Source organism: Rhizobium sp. NPDC090279 (assembly GCF_044769665.1).
Taxonomy (GTDB): Bacteria; Pseudomonadota; Alphaproteobacteria; order Rhizobiales; family Rhizobiaceae; genus Rhizobium.
The window spans coordinates 264,678-283,138 of sequence record NZ_JBIVYI010000009.1 but is presented as its reverse complement, the minus strand read 5'-3'; the positions used below and the strand labels follow the sequence as shown (position 1 = coordinate 283,138).

The following is an 18,461-nucleotide window of genomic DNA, read 5'->3' as shown; positions in this document are numbered from 1 at the left end:
TCCTAGTCTTTCCGGTGGAGCAGGCTGCCGTCGCCATAGGAATAAAAGCGATAGCCCGTCTCGATAGCATGGGTATAGGCCACGCGCATCGTATCGAGGCCGGCAAAGGCCGATACGAGCATGAACAGGGTCGAGCGCGGCAGGTGGAAATTGGTCATCAGCATGTCGACGGCCTTGAAGCGGTAGCCGGGCGTGATGAAAATGCCGGTGGCGCCTTGCCATGGCCGGATCGTGCCATCGTCAGCGGCGGCGCTTTCGATCAATCTCAGCGACGTCGTTCCAACGCAGACGATGCGCCCGCCCCTCGCCTTGACGGCATTCAGCCTTGCGGCCGTCGCGGCATCGACATAGCCGATCTCGAAATGCATCTTGTGGTCGTTGGTATCGTCGGCCTTGACCGGCAGGAAGGTGCCGGCGCCGACATGCAGCGTCACGAAATGCCGCTCGACACCCATGGCATCGAGCGTTGCAAACAGCGACGGCGTGAAATGCAGGCCGGCGGTCGGTGCGGCCACCGCACCTTCTTCACGCGCATAGATCGTCTGGTAGTCGGCGCGATCGCGCTCGTCTTCCGGGCGCTTCGCCGCGATATAAGGCGGCAGCGGGATATGCCCGACGCTGGCAATCGCCTCGTCCAGGGCAGGACCGGACCAATCGAACCGCAGCGTGATCTCGCCGCCCTCGCCCTTTTCCTCGACGGTCGCATCAAGCGAACCGAGCGCGCAGACACTTTCGCCGTGACCGAACTGGATACGATCGCCGATCTTGATCCGTTTTCCCGGTTTGGCGAACGCCTTCCAGCGGTCGGGCGCCGTGCGCATGTGCAAGGTCGCAGAGACCTGCTGGCCGGGCGCACCCTCGCGATGACGGATGCCTTCAAGCTGCGCCGGTATCACCTTGGTATCGTTGAAGACCATGGCGTCGCCGGGACGCAGGAAGGATGGCAGGTTGCGTACCTGATGATCGCTCAGCGTGTTTGCACCATCGTTCGGGTCGACAACGAGCAGGCGCGCGCTGTCACGCGGTTCGGCGGGCCTCAGCGCTATCAGCTCGTCCGGCAAATCGAAATCGAAAAGGTCAACACGCATTCAGGTCGTCCAGGCAGTTCATTCAGGCAAAGCGAAACCCGCCCCTCACGCCAAAGGCGCAAGAGGCGGGTTTCAGGAATAATCACGATCAGACGTCGGCGGCAACCCGTGCGGATACGATCGAATCCGGGTCCTTCACCGGCTCGCCGCGCTTGATCTGGTCGACGAAGTCCATGCCGGAGATCACCTGACCCCAAACGGAGTACTGCTTGTTCAGCCAGGGTGCATCGGCAAAGCAGATGAAGAACTGCGAGTTGGCCGAGTTCGGGTTCTGCGAACGGGCCATCGAGCAGGTGCCGCGAATATGCGAGGTTGCGGAGAATTCGGCCTTCAGATCCGGCTTGGAGGAGCCGCCCATGCCGGCGCGGCCCGGGTTGAAGGTCTCGCTGCCCTGCTTGCCGAACTGCACGTCGCCGGTCTGCGCCATGAAGCCGTCGATGACGCGATGGAAGACGACGCCGTCATAGGCCTTCTCGCGCGCCAGTTCCTTGACGCGGGCGACATGCTCCGGAGCGACCTGCGGCAGGAGCTGAATGACAACCTGGCCCTTGGTGGTTTCCAGGATGAGCGTGTTTTCTGGGTCCTTGATCTCAGCCATGTTCGTTTCCTTGTTCTCTCTGTTTGGTTGCGCATGCCCCCAGATCGGCTTCACGCCTTTCGCGGTCATGCAACTTGCCTCGGCACGATCTTATCCAAAAGCCGCGCCGCGCCTTTTGGGGTCATGCCGGTGAAATCACTTCTTGGTGACGGTGACCTTGATCATCTTGTCAGGGTTGCTGACTTCGCCGTTCTGGCCTTCACCGCGCTTGATCTTGTCGACCAGCTCCATACCTGAGATGACCTTACCGACGACCGTGTACTGGCCGTTCAGGAAATCGCCGTTGGCGAACATGATGAAGAACTGCGAGTTGGCGGAATTCGGGTCCTGGGCACGCGCCATGCCGACGGTGCCACGCGTGAACGGAACCTTGGAGAATTCGGCCGGAAGGTTCGGCAGATCGGAACCGCCGGTGCCGGCCTTGTTCGCATCATAGCCCTTCGTCGTATTGCCGTACTGGACGTCGCCGGTCTGCGCCATGAAGCCATCGATGACGCGATGGAAAACGACATTGTCGTAGGCACCCTTCTTCGCCAGCGCCTCGATCTGCGCGACGTGCTTCGGAGCGACCTCAGGCATCAACTGGATGACCACGGGGCCATCCTTGAGCTGGATGGTCAGAAGATCGGCGGCGGCGGCCGTGAATGCGCTGCCTGCTAAGGCTGCAAGGCTCAGGAATCCTGCCAATGCAATATGAAAGAGTTTCATGGATGCTCCGTTCGGGATTGGATTTCGGCTCAGCTATTGCCGCTGGCCATATTTTTGAGTTTGCCGGTCAGGGCTTCAAGAACCGCTGACGGCACGAAGGCGCTGACATCGCCGCCCATGGATGCGATCTGCCGCACCAATGTGGCGGTTATGGGCCGCGAGGCCGTTCCGGCGGGCAGAAACAGCGTCTGGATATCCGGCGCCATCTGCCTGTTCATGCCAGCCATCTGCATTTCGTAATCGAGATCGGTGCCGTCACGCAGGCCGCGAACGAGCAAGGTCGCACCATGGGCGCGAGCAGCATCGACCACCAGATTGTCGAAGGCGACGACGGAAATAGCACCCGCCTTCTGCGGCAGAGCCTCGCCGAGCGATCGGCGGATCAGTTCCGCCCGCTCCTCGAATGAGAAAAGCGGCTTCTTGCCAGGATGAATGCCGATCGCGACGATCACCTTGGCGGCGACATTCAACGCCTGCACAAGAACATCCAGATGTCCGTTGGTCATGGGGTCGAAGGACCCGGGATAAAAGGCTGTCGTCATAGCAAGCCGGCTCGTTGTTTCGACGCCTTTTGTCATGGATGTCGCCGCATCGCAAGTGATTTGCAACCCAGGGACCGCCTCTGAACCGTAGATGAACACGCCGTTCAAGCCTGTTTCAGCTCGACAATGCTTTATTTGCATCAACATCGAAACGGCCCCGGTTCAACGGCTCGCCGGTCTCGGCTTCAGGGAAATCATGCCATGCTCGTCTTCATCGTTTCAGGCGCCATCGTCGGCTCATTTTTCGTCGAATACCTCGTTCATCTTTTCGCCGACAACTATGAGATAGAATGGGACTCTGCCTCGGAAAACGGCAATGACGTCGATTTTGCCCAAGAAATCGCCACCGCCATGCGCAAAACGCATCGCGAATCTGAACGCCAGATGAACAAGGCATTCAAGGTCGCTTCAGGCGCGCATTGCTAGATAGCTCTCAATATCGGCGGAACCATTTGGGAAACGCTGCGTTAACAGTCCGAAACTCAGATTGCACATTGCGGCAAGAAGGAAGAAGAACATGCCCGACAAGATCACCCTTATTAACGTTGTTTGGATGGCCATGATTTCGGGAATGCTTGCAGCAACCGTTGCGCTTTACGATCAGAAACCAGACCAGTCGAAGATCTACGGTCCCTTTGCTTCGGCTCGTCCCTTCGTTGCCTCGAGCCAGTATTAAGGGATCTGAACGCTAGTCCCACCAAAGGAGGGAGCGATCATGTTCACAATTTTGACGCTGCTTACGCTTTTCATCAGCATCATGTTTATCGTGTCAGTCGCATCCACCATTTCGGCGCTCCATCGCGAAAGCGAAGAGAGCAAGAGACTGCATAAACGTCACAAGACGCTCTGATCTTCGCGTACCGAGCATCTCCCCCGCCATATGCTCGGATGGACCCTGAACCGGACGCTCGCCCCGCCAGCGTCCGGTTTTTTATTGCCGTGATTTCAAAGTGCTGCACCGATAGCCTGATTTTGCGACATCAAGAACCAGCTGTTGCTATACTGCCATGCGGCTTTGTTGGGAGATCGACATGCGCATTGTTCTGACTGGCAGCTCGGGCCGGCTCGGCCGCGCCATCTTCAATATATTGGCAGTCCATCACTCGGTCGTAGGGATCGATCGCTCGCCGTTTTCAACCACACATCTTGTCGGCGACTTTACTGACACGATGGTTTTGCGCGCGGCGATCAAAGGCGCGGATGCGATCGTCCATTGTGCGGCCTTGCACGCCCCTCATGTTGGAACGGTCAGCGACGACGAATTCCGCCGCATCAATGTGGAAGGAACGCGCCTTTTGGCCGAGATGGCGCTCGCTGCCGGCGTTAACCGGCTGATATTCACCAGCACCACGGCACTTTACGGCCACGCAGTCATTCCCGGCCGCTGCTCATGGATCGACGAAGACACCGTTCCGCAGCCCAAAAGCATCTATCACCGCACGAAACTGGAAGCCGAGCGGATGCTTGAAGATATGTCCGGGCCCGATCTGCAGGTGCGCGTTCTGCGCATGTCTCGCAGTTTTCCGGAGCCCGCCAATCTCATGGCCACCTATCGATTACATCGCGGCGTCGACATACGGGACGTCGCGGACGCCCATGCTGCGGCCCTGACGAATGGTGGCGACCACTTTCAACGCCATATCATCTCCGCGGGAACGGTGTTCAAACCGGAAGATTGCGAGGCTTTGGCGGTCGACGCTGCTTCTGTCATCTCATTGCGGGCGCCGGGTCTTGCCGCGAAGTTCGCCCAACGAAACTGGCCCCCGCCGCAAAGGATCGATCGCATCTACGCATCGAAATCCGCAGGCTGCGTCCTCGGTTGGCATTTCCGCTTCGGCTATGAAGAGGTTCTCGCGCAACTGGAACGGAGAAGCCTGGAGGTTCTGCCGCCCTTTTCCCAGGACAACAAGCAGCCCGAATAGAAAGATTTGAAGGTCAGTCGGCCAACCCGGCGCGCAACGCCCTCCCAAAATGCAATCGCATGAGCCTGTTGCCAAGCTCATGCGATTCAAACTGTTTCATTTCCAGGTGGGCCGGCCGGTTGGCCACTGGCTTGTCCGACCGCGTGCAGCGAACCCTACGCTTCGCCGCCACCCTCGCCGCCGGCGTCTTCTACCTCACCGGCAACAGCGTCATCCTCGGCTGCCGCATCATCCTCATCGCTTTCCGGCTCGCTGATACGCTCGACGGATACGACCTTCTCGTCCTTCGCAGTCGAGAAAATGGTGACGCCCTTGGTGGCGCGGCTGGCGACGCGGATGCCGCCGACCGGGACGCGGATCAACTGGCCGCCATCCGAGACGAGCATGATCTGATCGCCATCCTCGACCGGGAAGGCAGCAACGAGTTCGCCGATCTCGCCCGTCTTCGACGTATCGGTGGCACGGATGCCCTTGCCGCCGCGGCCGGAGATACGGAAATCGTAGGAGGACGAACGCTTGCCGAAGCCCTTCTCCGAAACTGTCAGGATGAACTGCTCGAGCGCCTTGAGCTCCTCGTAACGCTCGTCGCCGAGCTGTCCCTCTTCGGTAACTTCCTCGCCAACCAACGCGATTTCCTCGTCGTCGCCCGTCGCAGAGCGACGCTCGCTGACAGAGCGCTTGAGGTAGGCGGCACGTTCCCAAGGTTCGGCATCCACGTGGCGGACGATCGTCATCGAGATGATGCTGTCGCCCGTCGCCAGGCTGATACCGCGCACACCGATGGAATTGCGGCCGGCAAAGACACGAACATCCGAAACCGAGAAGCGGATGCACTGGCCAAGCGCCGTCGTCATCAACACGTCGTCATGTTCGGTACAGGTCTCGACGGAGAGGATCTCATCGCCCTCCTCCTCGAGCTTCATGGCGATCTTGCCGTTGCGGTTGACCTGCACGAAATCAGACAGCTTGTTGCGGCGCACGGTTCCGCGCGTCGTCGTGAACATGACATCGAGATTGTTCCAGCTATCCTCATCCTCGGGCAGCGGCATGATCGTGGTGATGCGCTCGCCGGGCTCCAGCGGCAGCATGTTGATCAGTGCCTTGCCGCGCGACGTCGGCGTACCGATCGGCAGTCGCCAGACCTTTTCCTTATAGACGATGCCACGCGAGGAGAAGAACAGGACCGGCGTATGCGTATTGAGAACAAATAGCCGGGTAACAAAATCCTCGTCGCGAGTCGTCATGCCGGAACGACCCTTGCCGCCTCGGCGCTGCGCACGATAGGTCGTCAGCGGTACGCGCTTGATGTAGCCGAGATGCGAAACGGTGACGACCATGTCCTCACGGGCGATCAGATCCTCGTCGTCCATCTCGAGGCCGCCATCGACGATCTCGGTGCGGCGCGGCGTTCCGAACTCGTCGCGAACGGCAGAAAGCTCTTGCTTTACAATGGCTTGTATGCGGGCGCGCGAAGACAGGATATCAAGGTAGTCCTTGATCTCTGCGCCGATCTGGTTGAGTTCTTCGTCGATTTCATCGCGGCCGAGAGCAGTCAGGCGTGCCAGACGCAGTTCGAGGATGGCGCGAGCTTGTTCTTCCGAAAGATTGTAGGTCCCGTCATCGTTGATGCGATGGCGAGGGTCGTCGATTAGCCGGATAAGCGATTCGACGTCTGCCGCATTCCAGCGGCGCGTCATCAGCTCTTCACGGGCCGATTGCGGATCGGGCGCCTGGCGGATGACACGGATGACTTCGTCGATATTGGCGACCGCAATTGCGAGACCGACCAAGACGTGGGCGCGATCGCGCGCCTTGCGCAGCAGATATTTGGTGCGGCGGCTGATGACTTCCTCGCGGAAGGCCACGAAAGCGCGCAGCATGTCCATCAGGTTCATCAGCTCCGGCTTGCCGCCGTTCAGCGCCACCATGTTGCAGCCGAAGGAGGTCTGCAGCGGCGTGTAGCGATAAAGCTGGTTCAGGATGACATCGGCATTGGCGTCGCGCTTCAGCTCGACGACGACGCGATAGCCCTGGCGGTCGGATTCGTCGCGAAGGTCCGAGATGCCCTCGATGCGCTTCTCGCGCACGAGTTCGGCCATCTTCTCGATCATCGACGCCTTGTTCACCTGATAGGGAACCTCGGTGATTATGATCTGCTCGCGATCGCCGCGCATAGGCTCGATGGTCGCGACACCGCGCATGACGACGGAGCCGCGCCCGGTCTCATAAGCGGAACGGATGCCGGCACGGCCGAGAATCTTCGCACCGGTCGGGAAATCCGGACCGGGGATGATCTGCATCATTTCAGGCAGCTCGATCGCCGGATTGTCGATCAGCGCGATACAGCCGTCGATCACTTCTGACAGATTATGCGGCGGAATGTTCGTCGCCATGCCGACGGCGATACCGCCGGAGCCGTTGACGAGGAGGTTCGGGAAGCGCGCCGGCAGAACCTTCGGCTCCTCGGTCGTCGCATCGTAGTTTTCCTGGAAATCGACCGTTTCCTTGTCGATATCCTCGAGAAGCTCGTGGGCGACCTTCGTCAGGCGCGATTCCGTATAACGCATCGCCGCCGGCGGGTCGCCATCGATCGAACCGAAATTGCCCTGCCCGTCGATGAGCGGCACGCGCATCGACCAATCCTGCGCCATGCGGACCAAGGCGTCGTAGATCGAGGCGTCGCCATGCGGATGATAGCTACCCATGACATCGGCGACCGGACGGGCCGACTTCACATATTTGCGGTTCCAGTGATAGCCGCTCTGATGCGCCGCATAGAGGATGCGCCGATGGACGGGCTTCAGACCATCGCGAACGTCGGGAAGCGCGCGGCTGACGATCACGCTCATGGCGTAATCGAGATACGACCGCTGCATCTCCTCCATGATGGAAATCGGCTCGATGCCTGGCGGGAGCTTCCCGCCGCCGGGTGGTGTTTGCTCAGTCAAAACAGATCACGATCTCTTTTAGAATCACTGCGAAATTTATAGCGGAAAGGCCTAGCGAGCGCCAATTTTGGCCGATGTTTTTGAACAGACTTTTGCCTCTTTAAGCCATGAAATCGAACATTTCCATGGCGTAACCCGGCAATAGCGGCGCGCGGGCCTTTGCGAAAGCCCATTCCTCGCATAACAATGATGGATAACAACGACAGAACAAGCTTCGGGGACTATATGGCGAGCGCGGATACGCTGATCAATGCCTTCACGACTCTGCTTGTGACTGTCGATCCGCCGGGGCTCGCGCCGCTTTTCATCGGCCTCACGGCGGGCATGAACCGCTCCGAGCGCAAGCAGGTGGCGCTGCGCGGCTCGATCATCGCCTTCTTCATCCTGGCAGCCTTCGCCTTGTTCGGCGCAAGCGTGCTGGGCGTGCTCGGCATCTCGATCGGCGCTTTCCGCATCGCCGGCGGGCTGCTGCTTTTCTGGATCGCCTTCGAGATGGTGTTCGAGCGGCGGCAGGACAGGAAAGAGAAGACGACGGAAGTCGCCATCACCCAGGATCACATCCGCAATATCGCGGTCTTCCCGCTTGCCCTGCCCCTGATCGCCGGTCCTGGCGCGATCTCGGCGACGATCCTTTTGGCCGGATCGCTGCAGACGACGCTCGACCGCGCGCAGTTGATCGGCGTCATCGCCGTCAACCTCGCCCTCGTCTTTGCAGCCCTTGCCATTTCCGACAGGCTTGACCGCATGCTCGGCGCGACCGGCCGTGCGATCCTGACCCGCCTGCTCGGGGTCATCCTGGCGGCGCTTGCCGCACAGTTCGTCGTCGACGGTGCAAGGGCAGCGCTCGCCCTTTCATGAAAAAGCCCGCCAATGCGGCGGGCTTTTCAAAAATCGAGTAAGTACACCCATCTCAGAACGGGATGTCATCATCCAGGTCACGCGAGAAGTTGCCGCCGCCGCCCTGGTTGCCACCGCCACGGTTGCCACCGCCGCCGCGGGAGGAGCCCTGCGAAGACGACTGTCCATAATCGTCACCGCCGCCGTAATCACCACCACCGAAGTCACCGCCACCGCGCGCACCGCGACCGCCGCCGCCCTCGAAGGAGCCGCCGCCACCGCCTTCACCGCGGCCATCCAGCATGGTCAGCGTCGAATTGAAGCCCTGCAGCACGATTTCGGTCGAATACTTATCCTGGCCGTTCTGATCCTGCCACTTGCGGGTCTGAAGCGCGCCTTCGATATAGACCTTGGCGCCCTTCTTCAAATATTGCTCGGCGACCTTGCAGAGGCCTTCATTGAAGATGACAACGCGGTGCCATTCGGTCTTTTCCTTACGCTCGCCGGAATTGCGGTCGCGCCAGGTTTCGGACGTTGCGATATTGAGGTTGGCAATCGGGCGACCGTCCTGCGTGCGGCGGATTTCCGGGTCCGCCCCGAGATTTCCAACCAGAATTACCTTGTTCACACTACCGGCCATGATACCACCCTGCTTGCCGCCCATCGACGGCCCTTAAATTTCACCAGCACACCTTAGACCATTGCCGCCATCAGGTGTTATCTCAGCACTGCCCAAGACCTCTTCATCCACAAAGAATTATCCAAGGGCAATTTTGTTCTTTATTTGTTCTAATTTGTCTTTATGATCGTGTCAACTGAATCGAAAACCCGCGCCTGCCGATCATTTCAGCCTCGACTCACGAGCTGGCATCACTAAATAAAGGCAGACTCCAAGGGACCTGCATACGACGATGAGCGAACTGAAGACTATTTCCATACGTGGTGCGCGCGAGCATAATCTCAAGGGCATCGATCTCGACCTGCCGCGCAACAAGCTGATCGTCATGACCGGGCTTTCGGGCTCCGGCAAGTCGTCGCTTGCCTTCGACACCATCTATGCCGAAGGACAGCGCCGTTATGTCGAGAGCCTTTCGGCCTATGCGCGCCAATTCCTCGAAATGATGCAGAAGCCAGACGTCGACCAGATCGACGGTTTGTCGCCGGCGATTTCGATCGAGCAGAAGACGACGTCGCGCAATCCGCGCTCGACGGTCGGCACGGTCACCGAAATCTACGACTATATGCGCCTGCTGTTTGCCCGTGTCGGCGTGCCCTATTCGCCCGTTACGGGTCTGCCGATCGAGAGCCAGACGGTCAGCCAGATGGTGGACCGCGTGCTCGCCTACGAGGAAGGCACCAGGCTCTATATTCTGGCGCCGCTGGTGCGTGGGCGTAAGGGCGAATACAAGAAGGAACTCGCGGAGCTCATGAAAAAGGGCTTCCAGCGCGTCAAGGTCGACGGGCAGTTCTACGAGATCGCCGATGTGCCGGCGCTCGACAAGAAATACAAGCACGACATCGACGTGGTGGTCGACCGTATCGTCGTCCGACCCGATATGGCGTCTCGCCTGGCCGACAGCTTCGAGACGTCGCTGCGTCTGGCGGACGGCCTTGCCGTTGCCGAGTTTGCCGACAAGCCGCTGCCGCCCGAGGAAACCGCTGCCGGCGGCTCTGCCAACAAATCGCTGAACGAGACGCATGAACGCGTGCTGTTCTCGGAGAAATTCGCCTGCCCGGTTTCCGGCTTCACCATTCCGGAAATCGAGCCGCGCCTGTTCTCGTTCAACAACCCCTTCGGCGCCTGTCCGTCCTGCGACGGGCTGGGATCGCAGCAGAAGATCGATCCGGATCTGATCGTGCCGGAGCCGGAGCGCACCTTGCGGGACGGTGCCATTGCACCCTGGGCCAAGTCCAGCTCGCCCTATTACAACCAGACGCTCGAAGCGCTCGGCAAGCATTACGGCTTCAAGCTTGGCAGCCGCTGGAACGAGCTTTCGGAAAAGGCACAGGACGTCATTCTGAACGGCACGGAAGACAAGATCGAATTCCATTATGCCGATGGCGCGCGTTCCTACACCACGCACAAAAACTTCGAAGGCATCGTGCCGAACCTTGAGCGCCGCTGGAAGGAAACCGATTCCGCCTGGGCGCGCGAAGAGATCGAGCGCTACATGTCGGCAGCACCCTGCCCCGCCTGCAACGGCTATCGCCTGAAGCCGGAGGCCTTGGCGGTCAAGATCAACAAGCTGCACATCAGCCAGGTGGCGGAAATGTCGATCCGTGTCGCTCGCGACTGGTTCAACGTGCTGCCGGAGACCTTCACCGACAAGCAGAATGAAATCGCCGTCCGCATCCTCAAGGAAATCCGCGATCGCCTGCGCTTCCTCAACGATGTCGGCCTCGAATATCTGAGCCTGTCGCGCAATTCGGGAACACTTTCAGGCGGCGAAAGCCAGCGCATCCGACTGGCGTCACAAATCGGCTCGGGGCTGACGGGCGTGCTTTATGTACTCGATGAGCCGTCAATCGGCCTGCATCAGCGCGACAACGCCCGCCTTCTGGAAACGCTGAAGCATCTGCGCGATATCGGCAACACCGTCATCGTCGTCGAACATGACGAGGATGCGATCCTGACGGCTGATGACGTTGTCGATATCGGTCCGGCCGCCGGCGTACATGGCGGGCAGGTGATCGCGCATGGCACGCCGCAGGACATCATGGCGAACCCGAAGTCGCTGACGGGGAAATATCTTTCCGGCGAACTCGGCGTGCCTGTCCCGGAAGAGCGCCGCAAGCTGAAGAAGGGTAAGGAAATCAAGGTCGTCGGCGCAAGAGGCAACAACCTCAAGAACGTCACCGCCTCCATTCCTCTCGGCGTCTTCACGGCGGTGACCGGCGTTTCAGGCGGCGGCAAGTCAACCTTCCTGATCGAGACGCTTTACAAGTCGGCGGCGCGGCGCGTCATGGGCGCACGTGAAATCCCCGCCGATCATGATCGCATCGACGGCTTCGAGCATATCGACAAGGTGATCGATATCGACCAGTCGCCGATCGGCCGCACGCCGCGTTCGAACCCGGCGACCTATACAGGTGCCTTCACGCCGATCCGCGACTGGTTCGCCGGACTGCCGGAAGCCAAGGCGCGCGGCTATCAGCCGGGTCGCTTCTCTTTCAACGTCAAGGGCGGCCGCTGCGAAGCCTGTCAGGGCGACGGCGTCATCAAGATCGAGATGCACTTCCTGCCAGATGTCTACGTGACCTGCGACGTCTGCCACGGCAAGCGCTACAACAGAGAGACGCTGAACGTCACCTTCAAGACCAAGTCGATCGCCGACGTGCTCGACATGACGGTCGAGGAAGGCGTCGATTTCTTCGCCGCCGTTCCCGCCGTGCGCGACAAACTGCAGAGCCTGAAGGATGTCGGCCTCGGCTATATCAAGGTGGGACAGCAGGCCAATACGCTTTCGGGTGGCGAGGCGCAGCGCGTCAAGCTAGCCAAGGAACTGTCGAAGCGATCGACGGGCCGCACGCTCTACATTCTCGACGAACCCACCACCGGGCTGCACTTCCACGATGTCGCCAAACTTCTGGAAATGCTGCACGAATTGGTCAACCAGGGAAATTCGGTCGTGGTCATCGAGCACAATCTTGAAGTCATCAAGACTGCCGACTGGATTCTCGATTTCGGTCCCGAAGGTGGCGATGGCGGCGGCGAGATCGTGGCTGTCGGCACGCCGGAGACCATCGTCAAGGAGAAGCGCTCTTACACGGGGCATTTCCTGAAGGAACTGCTGGAGCGGCGGCCGATGAAGAAAATTGCTGCGGCGGAGTGAATTTCACCCGACTGAACGTCTAGGGAGGCAGGAATGACCAAAGCGGGCGAAATCCGCACAGGCATAGGCGGCTGGACTTTCGAGCCGTGGCGCGGGACCTTTTATCCCGACACGCTGAAGCAGAAGGACGAACTCAATTACGCCAGCCGCCAGCTGAAGGTGATCGAGGTCAACGGCACCTACTACAGCACGCAGAAGCCCGAAGTCTTTGCCAGATGGGCTGCTGACGTTCCCGACGGCTTCATCTTCTCCCTGAAGGCGACCCGCTTCGTCACCAACCGCCGGGTCCTTGCCGAGGCGGGCGAGTCGATGCAGCGTTTCCTGGAATCCGGCATCAGCGAGCTCGGCGATCATCTCGGACCCTTGCTCTGGCAGTTCGCGCCGACGAAGAAATTCGATCCGGATGATTTCGAGGCTTTCCTGAAGCTGCTGCCGGCTAAGCAGGACGGCCTCGCGCTGCAACATGTCGTCGAAGTTCGGCACGATTCCTTCAAGGTGCCGGAGTTCGTCGCGCTGCTCGAAAAATACAATGTGGCGCCCGTTTGCGCCGAGCATTTCGACTATCCGATGATAGCCGACGTCACGGCGGATTTCGTCTATGCCCGCCTGCAAAAAGGGTCGGACGATATCAAGACCTGCTATCCGCCGAAGGATCTCAAAGCCTGGGCGGACCGCCTGAAAACATGGGCAGAAGGCAAGGTGCCTGATGATCTGCCGCTGATCGACGCGAGCCGCAAGGTCAAGGCGGAGCCGCGCAATGTCTTTGCCTTCATGATCCATGAGGGCAAGGTGAATGCGCCTCCGGGCGCGATCGCCCTACAGCAAGAAGTCGCCAAATAGCGCTACAGCGGCTTGACGGCCGCCACGAGATCTTCGGCCGTCAGCCCCTTGCCGGCATGCTGACCTGCAAGGCCATGCAGCCAGACGCCGGCGGCCGCTGCCTCGAAGGCGGGCGCACCCTGCGCCATGAGGCCGCCGACGATGCCGGCGAGCACATCGCCGGAGCCGGCAGTGGCGAGCCAGGGCGGCGCATTGGCATTGACCAGCGCCCTGCCGTCCGGAGCGGCGATCACGCTATCGGCGCCCTTGTAGATGATGGCCGCATGGGCTCGCGCCGCAGCCGCCCTCGCCTTGTCGATCTTGCTCAAAGCCTCATCGGCGGCAATGTCTGGAAAGAGCCGCCCAAATTCTCCCTCATGCGGCGTCAGCACCAATCGCGTCGGCCCTTCGGCGAAGGCATCGAACAGCCGTTGCGGGTCGTCGCGGAACGACGTGATGCCGTCCGCATCCAGCACCAGATGGCGATCTGCAAGCGCAAGGCAGAATTGCCGCGCTTTCTCGCCGGCGCCAAAGCCCGGCCCGAGAATAAAGGTCGAGAGGCGCCGATCGGCAAGCCATTTCTGTAATGCGGCTTCATCCCCCACCGGATGCAGCATGATTGCCGTGAGGAGGCCGGCATTGACATCGAGCGCTTCGGGTGGCGAGGCGATGGTGACGAGCCCTGCCCCGGCCCTCAAGCCCGCCATGGCGGACATGCGCGCCGCGCCTGTCGCATTCGGCCCGCCTGAAAAGACGACTAGATGGCCGCGCTTGTATTTATGCGCATCGGCGCCGGCCGACGGTATTTTCGCCTGCCACTGCGCCGGCGTGTTTTCGGCGATCAGGCCGCCGGCATGGGCGCGGACGATACGAGCGGGAATACCGATATCGAAAATTTCGAGCGCGCCGCACAGGTCGCGTCCGGGAAGGAGAAGATGACCCGGCTTGCGCGTCATGAAGGTCACCGTGCGCGCGGCATGGAAGGCGGCGCCGAGGATCTGGCCGCTGCGCCCGTCGACGCCGGACGGCAGATCGACGGCAATCACGGGAACGCCGGCCTCCCCGACCCGAGCGATAATAGCGGCAACGTCGTCCGGCACGGAACGCGAGAGACCCGCGCCGAAGAGGGCGTCAATCACAACATCGCCGCGATGCGGCATATAGTTGCCGATCGCTACTCCACTCACAGGGCAATCGACAAAAGCGCGGGCGGCATCTCCCCTGAGCCGCTGCGGATCGCCCAAATGGAAGAGTCGTACACTGGCCCCGGCCTGTCGCAGCGCGCGCGCCGCCACGTAGCCATCGCCGCCGTTGTTGCCGGGTCCGCAAAGAACGACATATCGGCGCGCCTCGGGAAAATCCCGAAGCGCAGCGGCGGCAACAGCCTGCCCCGCCTTTTCCATAAGCCCATAGGAATCAATGCCTGATACGGCAGCGGCGCTGTCGACGGCGGCCATATCGTCGGGGGTTAGAAGCAGGTCGGCGAGCGGTAACATCATGGCCAACATTATAGATGCGAAATCTGCCTCAAAAACAACCGCTGTTGCGGCCGCCAATTTGATCGATAAATATGCATTTGCACAATAATTAAACAATAACATTCAAGGCCTTGCCGAAGCACAAACCTATCGTGCATGGCTACTTTTTGCGAAATTTTGCTTAATCCAGGCATTTCGGCGCGAAATCGCTTCCATTTTTCCGAAAAATCCTCATCAATTCATCGTCTCGGTGCGAATTCGCCGGGATTTTTTACGGCAGCTCATTCTCAATTGGCATGATACGTGCATTACGTTGGCCGAGCGGGGAGTAGTCCTGCTGTATCAGGAGAAGCGGAGAGACATTTTCTCATGAAAAAGATCGAAGCGATCATTAAGCCCTTCAAGCTCGACGAAGTGAAGGAAGCCCTTCAGGAAGTCGGCCTGCAGGGCATCACCGTCACGGAAGCGAAGGGCTTCGGTCGTCAGAAGGGGCACACGGAGCTTTACCGTGGCGCCGAATACGTCGTCGACTTCCTGCCGAAGGTGAAGGTCGAGGTTGTATTGGCGGACGAAAATGCGGAGGCAGTGATCGAGGCCATCCGCAAGGCTGCGCAAACAGGCCGTATCGGCGACGGAAAGATTTTCGTTTCCAACGTGGAAGAAGTCATTCGAATCCGCACCGGCGAAACGGGCATCGACGCCATCTAATCCGCCCGGCCCTTCCGGCCGCGGCTCGTTTAATCGTCATCTATGTCAAGGGAAGTAATTTCATGACGACCGCAAGCGAAATTTTGAAACAAATCAAGGATAACGACGTCAAGTTCGTAGACCTTCGCTTCACCGACCCCAAGGGCAAGCTGCAGCACCTCACCATGGACGTGGTCTGTGTCGACGAAGACATGTTCGCCGATGGCGTCATGTTCGACGGCTCCTCGATTGGGGGTTGGAAGGCCATCAATGAATCCGACATGGTGCTGATGCCCGATCCGGATACGGTCCACATGGACCCGTTCTTTGCGCAGTCCACCATGGTCATCCTCTGCGACATCCTCGACCCGGTCTCCGGCGAAGCCTATAACCGCGATCCGCGCGGCACCGCCAAGAAGGCCGAAGCCTATCTCAAGGCCTCCGGCATCGGCGACACCGCCTTCTTTGGCCCGGAAGCCGAATTCTTCGTTTTCGACGACGTCAAGTACAAGGCCGACCCCTACAATACCGGCTTCAAGCTCGACTCGAGCGAACTGCCGTCCAACGACGATACCGACTATGAGACCGGCAATCTCGGCCACCGTCCGCGCGTCAAGGGCGGCTACTTCCCTGTGCCGCCGATCGACAGCTGCCAGGACATGCGCTCCGAGATGCTGACGGTTCTGACCGAGATGGGCGTCGTCGTCGAAAAGCATCACCATGAAGTCGCCGCTGCGCAGCACGAACTCGGCATCAAGTTCGACACGCTGGTCCGCAACGCCGACAAGATGCAGATCTACAAGTACGTCGTTCACCAGGTTGCCAATGCCTACGGCAAGACGGCCACCTTCATGCCGAAGCCGATCTTCGGCGACAACGGCTCGGGCATGCACGTTCACCAGTCGATCTGGAAAGCCGGCAAGCCGACTTTCGCCGGCGACGAATATGCGGGCCTTTCGGAAAGCTGCCTCTACTACATCGGCGGCATCATCAAGCACGCCAAGGCGATCAACGCCTTCACCAACCCGTCGACGAACTCCTACAAGCGTCTCGTCCCGGGCTACGAAGCGCCGGTTCTGCTCGCCTATTCGGCGCGCAACCGTTCCGCTTCCTGCCGCATTCCGTTCGGCACGAACCCGAAGGCAAAGCGCGTCGAAGTCCGCTTCCCTGACCCGACCGCCAACCCCTATCTCGGCTTCGCCGCCATGCTGATGGCCGGCCTCGACGGCATCAAGAACAAGATCCATCCCGGCAAGGCCATGGACAAGGATCTCTACGACCTGCCGCCGAAGGAGCTGAAGAAGATCCCGACCGTTTGCGGCTCGCTGCGCGAAGCGCTCGAAAGCCTCGACAAGGACCGCAAGTTCCTGACCGCCGGCGGCGTCTTCGACGACGACCAGATCGATGCTTTCATCGAACTGAAGATGCAGGAAGTCATGCGCTACGAAATGACCCCGCATCCGGTCGAATACGACATGTATTATTCGGTCTGATATTGCTTGAGAAAGCCCCGGCAAGCCGGGGCTTTTTCCTTGGGACGACCGTTCCGCCGAAGGAAGGCACCCGCTATCACAAACTCCTGGCTTGCGGAGCGAGAACCGGGCCGAGTGTGACAGTTCGATGAAGGAATGGGGGCAAAATCCTTGATATCAGTGGTGAAAGTTACCACATGATTACGTGAAAGGAAGTCGTGCCATGAAACAACGCAACGCAAAATTCAATATTGGCGACGTGGTTCGACACCGGATGTTCCCCTTCCGTGGTGTCATCTTCGATGTCGATCCGGAATTCGCAAATACGGAGGAATGGTGGAATTCCATTCCGGCTGAAGTGCGGCCCGAGAAGGACCAGCCCTTCTATCACCTTCTCGCCGAAAATGACGAGACCGAGTATGTCGCATACGTATCGGAGCAGAATCTCGTCAACGACGAGAGCGGCGTTCCCTTGCGCAATCCGCAGGTCGCTCAGATCTTCGACAAGGCCCCGACCGGGCAGCTCAAGCCCAAGATGAGCTTCGCCCACTAAGCGCCGGTCAAACCGCCATTATCTCAAAGGGAAGGCGCTCCCAACGCCTTCCCTTTTCATTTGCGCATCATAATCGATCCCACAAAGAAAAAGCCCGGATCGCTCCGGGCTTTTTCTTTGGTGAAATGAATTCTGCCAGCTTACTGCGCTTTGGCAGCCTTCTGGGCGTCTTCCAGCTTCTTGCGTGCTTCCTCGGCCTTCTTCTGCATGCTGTCCTGCAGGCTCTTCTGGCTTTCGGCAAGCTTGCTGTCGGAGATCGCCGGGCCGTCGAAGGCGGCGCCGAAACCGGTCAGGGAAATCTTGATCGGGTTCGGGGCGCGGCGGAAGTTGACCGAAGTGAAGGTCACGTCGGTGCCCTTCTTCAGCGAAGCGATCATCGCGTCGGTCACAGGAACTTCGGCGGTGCACTTGTCCGGAAGGCAAACAGCGTAATCGAGCTTCTGTCCCTTACCGCCATCGACCTGCATGGTGATGCCGGGCGGGATGAGGCGAGCTGTCGGGACCGAGATCTGCAGGATCTTGCGGTTGACCTTGCCGTCAACGGAGATGAGGCCGACAGCCGTGACGAGCTGGCCGTTGTTGGCCATGATCAGGTTCTGGACGATGCAGATATCGGCATCGTCCTGCTTGGTGCAGGTCTTGTACCAGCCCAGACGCGGCTGGTTGGGATCGGTGCCGCCATCGGCAGGAGCTGCGTTGGACGCATCCTGAGCAAAAGCAGCTGCCGGCATGGCCGCGCCGATCATGAGAGCCAGAGCAGAGAGACCTGCCCGCATTTTGTTTTCAGTCTTGAACATCATAGCGAAACCGCCTCCTGAAATCCGCTTCGGAACGACAGCGCGCCGTCCCATGCAATCGGGTCAATCCGTCGTTCACCTGTCGAATGAATAAGGCAAATACATGACCCGGGAAACCCGGCACCCCTGTTACATCGCACTGGCACGGATATCCAGCTTTTCTTTGGCCTTTTCTGTTC

18 protein-coding genes are annotated in these 18,461 nt (G+C 59.7%); 10 read left to right on the top strand and 8 right to left on the bottom strand.

The features are described from left to right. Positions 1-2: 2 nt before the first annotated feature. The 4 genes from queA to coaD form a co-directional block, all read right to left on the bottom strand. Positions 3-1,088, bottom strand: a complete 1,086-nt coding sequence (gene queA / locus ACIQWP_RS23365; RefSeq protein WP_402792764.1) for a tRNA preQ1(34) S-adenosylmethionine ribosyltransferase-isomerase QueA — start codon at positions 1,086-1,088, stop codon at positions 3-5. Positions 1,089-1,176: 88 nt separating this feature from the next. Next, positions 1,177-1,686, bottom strand: coding sequence for a peptidylprolyl isomerase (locus ACIQWP_RS23360; protein ID WP_402792762.1), 510 nt, complete (start codon positions 1,684-1,686; stop codon positions 1,177-1,179). A 135-nt stretch (positions 1,687-1,821) separates the two neighbouring features. Beyond that, the gene (locus tag ACIQWP_RS23355) at positions 1,822-2,394 is read right to left on the bottom strand and encodes a peptidylprolyl isomerase (RefSeq protein ID WP_402792760.1); all 573 of its coding nucleotides are present in this window, start codon (positions 2,392-2,394) and stop codon (positions 1,822-1,824) included. A 29-nt stretch (positions 2,395-2,423) separates the two neighbouring features. Next, positions 2,424-2,936: a pantetheine-phosphate adenylyltransferase gene (coaD, locus tag ACIQWP_RS23350; protein WP_402792759.1), complete on the bottom strand. Its 513-nt coding sequence runs from the start codon at positions 2,934-2,936 to the stop codon at positions 2,424-2,426. 201 nt (positions 2,937-3,137) lie between these two features. Here coaD and ACIQWP_RS23345 point away from each other — a divergent pair, with 201 nt between their 5' ends. The 4 genes from ACIQWP_RS23345 (at position 3,138) to ACIQWP_RS23330 (ending at position 4,858) form a co-directional block, all read left to right on the top strand. Beyond that, positions 3,138-3,362: a hypothetical protein gene (locus tag ACIQWP_RS23345; protein WP_402792757.1), complete on the top strand. Its 225-nt coding sequence runs from the start codon at positions 3,138-3,140 to the stop codon at positions 3,360-3,362. Positions 3,363-3,453: 91 nt separating this feature from the next. Next, positions 3,454-3,612, top strand: a complete 159-nt coding sequence (locus ACIQWP_RS23340) for a hypothetical protein (RefSeq protein WP_015339886.1) — start codon at positions 3,454-3,456, stop codon at positions 3,610-3,612. A 39-nt stretch (positions 3,613-3,651) separates the two neighbouring features. Further along, complete coding sequence (locus tag ACIQWP_RS23335) at positions 3,652-3,786, top strand: hypothetical protein (RefSeq protein ID WP_281023965.1); 135 nt, start codon at positions 3,652-3,654, stop codon at positions 3,784-3,786. Positions 3,787-3,967: 181 nt separating this feature from the next. Continuing rightward, positions 3,968-4,858, top strand: a complete 891-nt coding sequence (locus ACIQWP_RS23330; RefSeq protein WP_402792754.1) for an NAD-dependent epimerase/dehydratase family protein — start codon at positions 3,968-3,970, stop codon at positions 4,856-4,858. Positions 4,859-5,013: 155 nt separating this feature from the next. Here ACIQWP_RS23330 and gyrA read toward each other — a convergent pair whose 3' ends face one another. Further along, positions 5,014-7,806 (bottom strand): DNA gyrase subunit A, encoded by a 2,793-nt coding sequence (gene gyrA / locus ACIQWP_RS23325; RefSeq protein WP_402792752.1) that lies wholly within the window; start codon positions 7,804-7,806, stop codon positions 5,014-5,016. A gap of 225 nt (positions 7,807-8,031) precedes the next feature. On the opposite strand from gyrA, the gene ACIQWP_RS23320 reads away from it, so the two are divergent. Beyond that, positions 8,032-8,664, top strand: a complete 633-nt coding sequence (locus ACIQWP_RS23320; protein ID WP_402792953.1) for a MarC family protein — start codon at positions 8,032-8,034, stop codon at positions 8,662-8,664. Positions 8,665-8,716: 52 nt separating this feature from the next. Here the strand turns inward: ACIQWP_RS23320 and ACIQWP_RS23315 are convergent, their stop codons facing one another. Next, the gene (locus tag ACIQWP_RS23315) at positions 8,717-9,283 is read right to left on the bottom strand and encodes a single-stranded DNA-binding protein (RefSeq protein WP_402792750.1); all 567 of its coding nucleotides are present in this window, start codon (positions 9,281-9,283) and stop codon (positions 8,717-8,719) included. A gap of 271 nt (positions 9,284-9,554) precedes the next feature. On the opposite strand from ACIQWP_RS23315, the gene uvrA reads away from it, so the two are divergent. After that, on the top strand, positions 9,555-12,476 hold the full coding sequence (gene uvrA, locus ACIQWP_RS23310; RefSeq protein ID WP_402792748.1) for an excinuclease ABC subunit UvrA: 2,922 nt from the start codon (positions 9,555-9,557) through the stop codon (positions 12,474-12,476). A 33-nt stretch (positions 12,477-12,509) separates the two neighbouring features. Continuing rightward, positions 12,510-13,316: a DUF72 domain-containing protein gene (locus ACIQWP_RS23305; protein ID WP_402792746.1), complete on the top strand. Its 807-nt coding sequence runs from the start codon at positions 12,510-12,512 to the stop codon at positions 13,314-13,316. A 2-nt stretch (positions 13,317-13,318) separates the two neighbouring features. On the opposite strand, the gene ACIQWP_RS23300 is transcribed toward ACIQWP_RS23305, so the two are convergent. Beyond that, on the bottom strand, positions 13,319-14,794 hold the full coding sequence (locus tag ACIQWP_RS23300) for an NAD(P)H-hydrate dehydratase (protein ID WP_402792744.1): 1,476 nt from the start codon (positions 14,792-14,794) through the stop codon (positions 13,319-13,321). A gap of 348 nt (positions 14,795-15,142) precedes the next feature. Between ACIQWP_RS23300 and ACIQWP_RS23295 the strand changes: the two genes are divergently transcribed. The 3 genes from ACIQWP_RS23295 to hspQ all read left to right on the top strand — a co-directional run bounded on the left by ACIQWP_RS23295 (position 15,143) and on the right by hspQ (position 17,485). Next, positions 15,143-15,481 carry a P-II family nitrogen regulator gene (locus ACIQWP_RS23295; RefSeq protein WP_015339877.1) on the top strand — a complete coding sequence of 113 codons (339 nt, stop codon included), beginning with the start codon at positions 15,143-15,145 and terminating at the stop codon, positions 15,479-15,481. Positions 15,482-15,543: 62 nt separating this feature from the next. After that, positions 15,544-16,953 (top strand): type I glutamate--ammonia ligase, encoded by a 1,410-nt coding sequence (glnA, locus tag ACIQWP_RS23290; protein WP_402792732.1) that lies wholly within the window; start codon positions 15,544-15,546, stop codon positions 16,951-16,953. A gap of 202 nt (positions 16,954-17,155) precedes the next feature. Beyond that, positions 17,156-17,485 carry a heat shock protein HspQ gene (gene hspQ, locus ACIQWP_RS23285; RefSeq protein WP_402792730.1) on the top strand — a complete coding sequence of 110 codons (330 nt, stop codon included), beginning with the start codon at positions 17,156-17,158 and terminating at the stop codon, positions 17,483-17,485. A gap of 140 nt (positions 17,486-17,625) precedes the next feature. On the opposite strand, the gene ACIQWP_RS23280 is transcribed toward hspQ, so the two are convergent. Beyond that, complete coding sequence (locus ACIQWP_RS23280; protein WP_402792728.1) at positions 17,626-18,285, bottom strand: invasion associated locus B family protein; 660 nt, start codon at positions 18,283-18,285, stop codon at positions 17,626-17,628. Between the last annotated feature and the right edge of the window lie 176 nt (positions 18,286-18,461).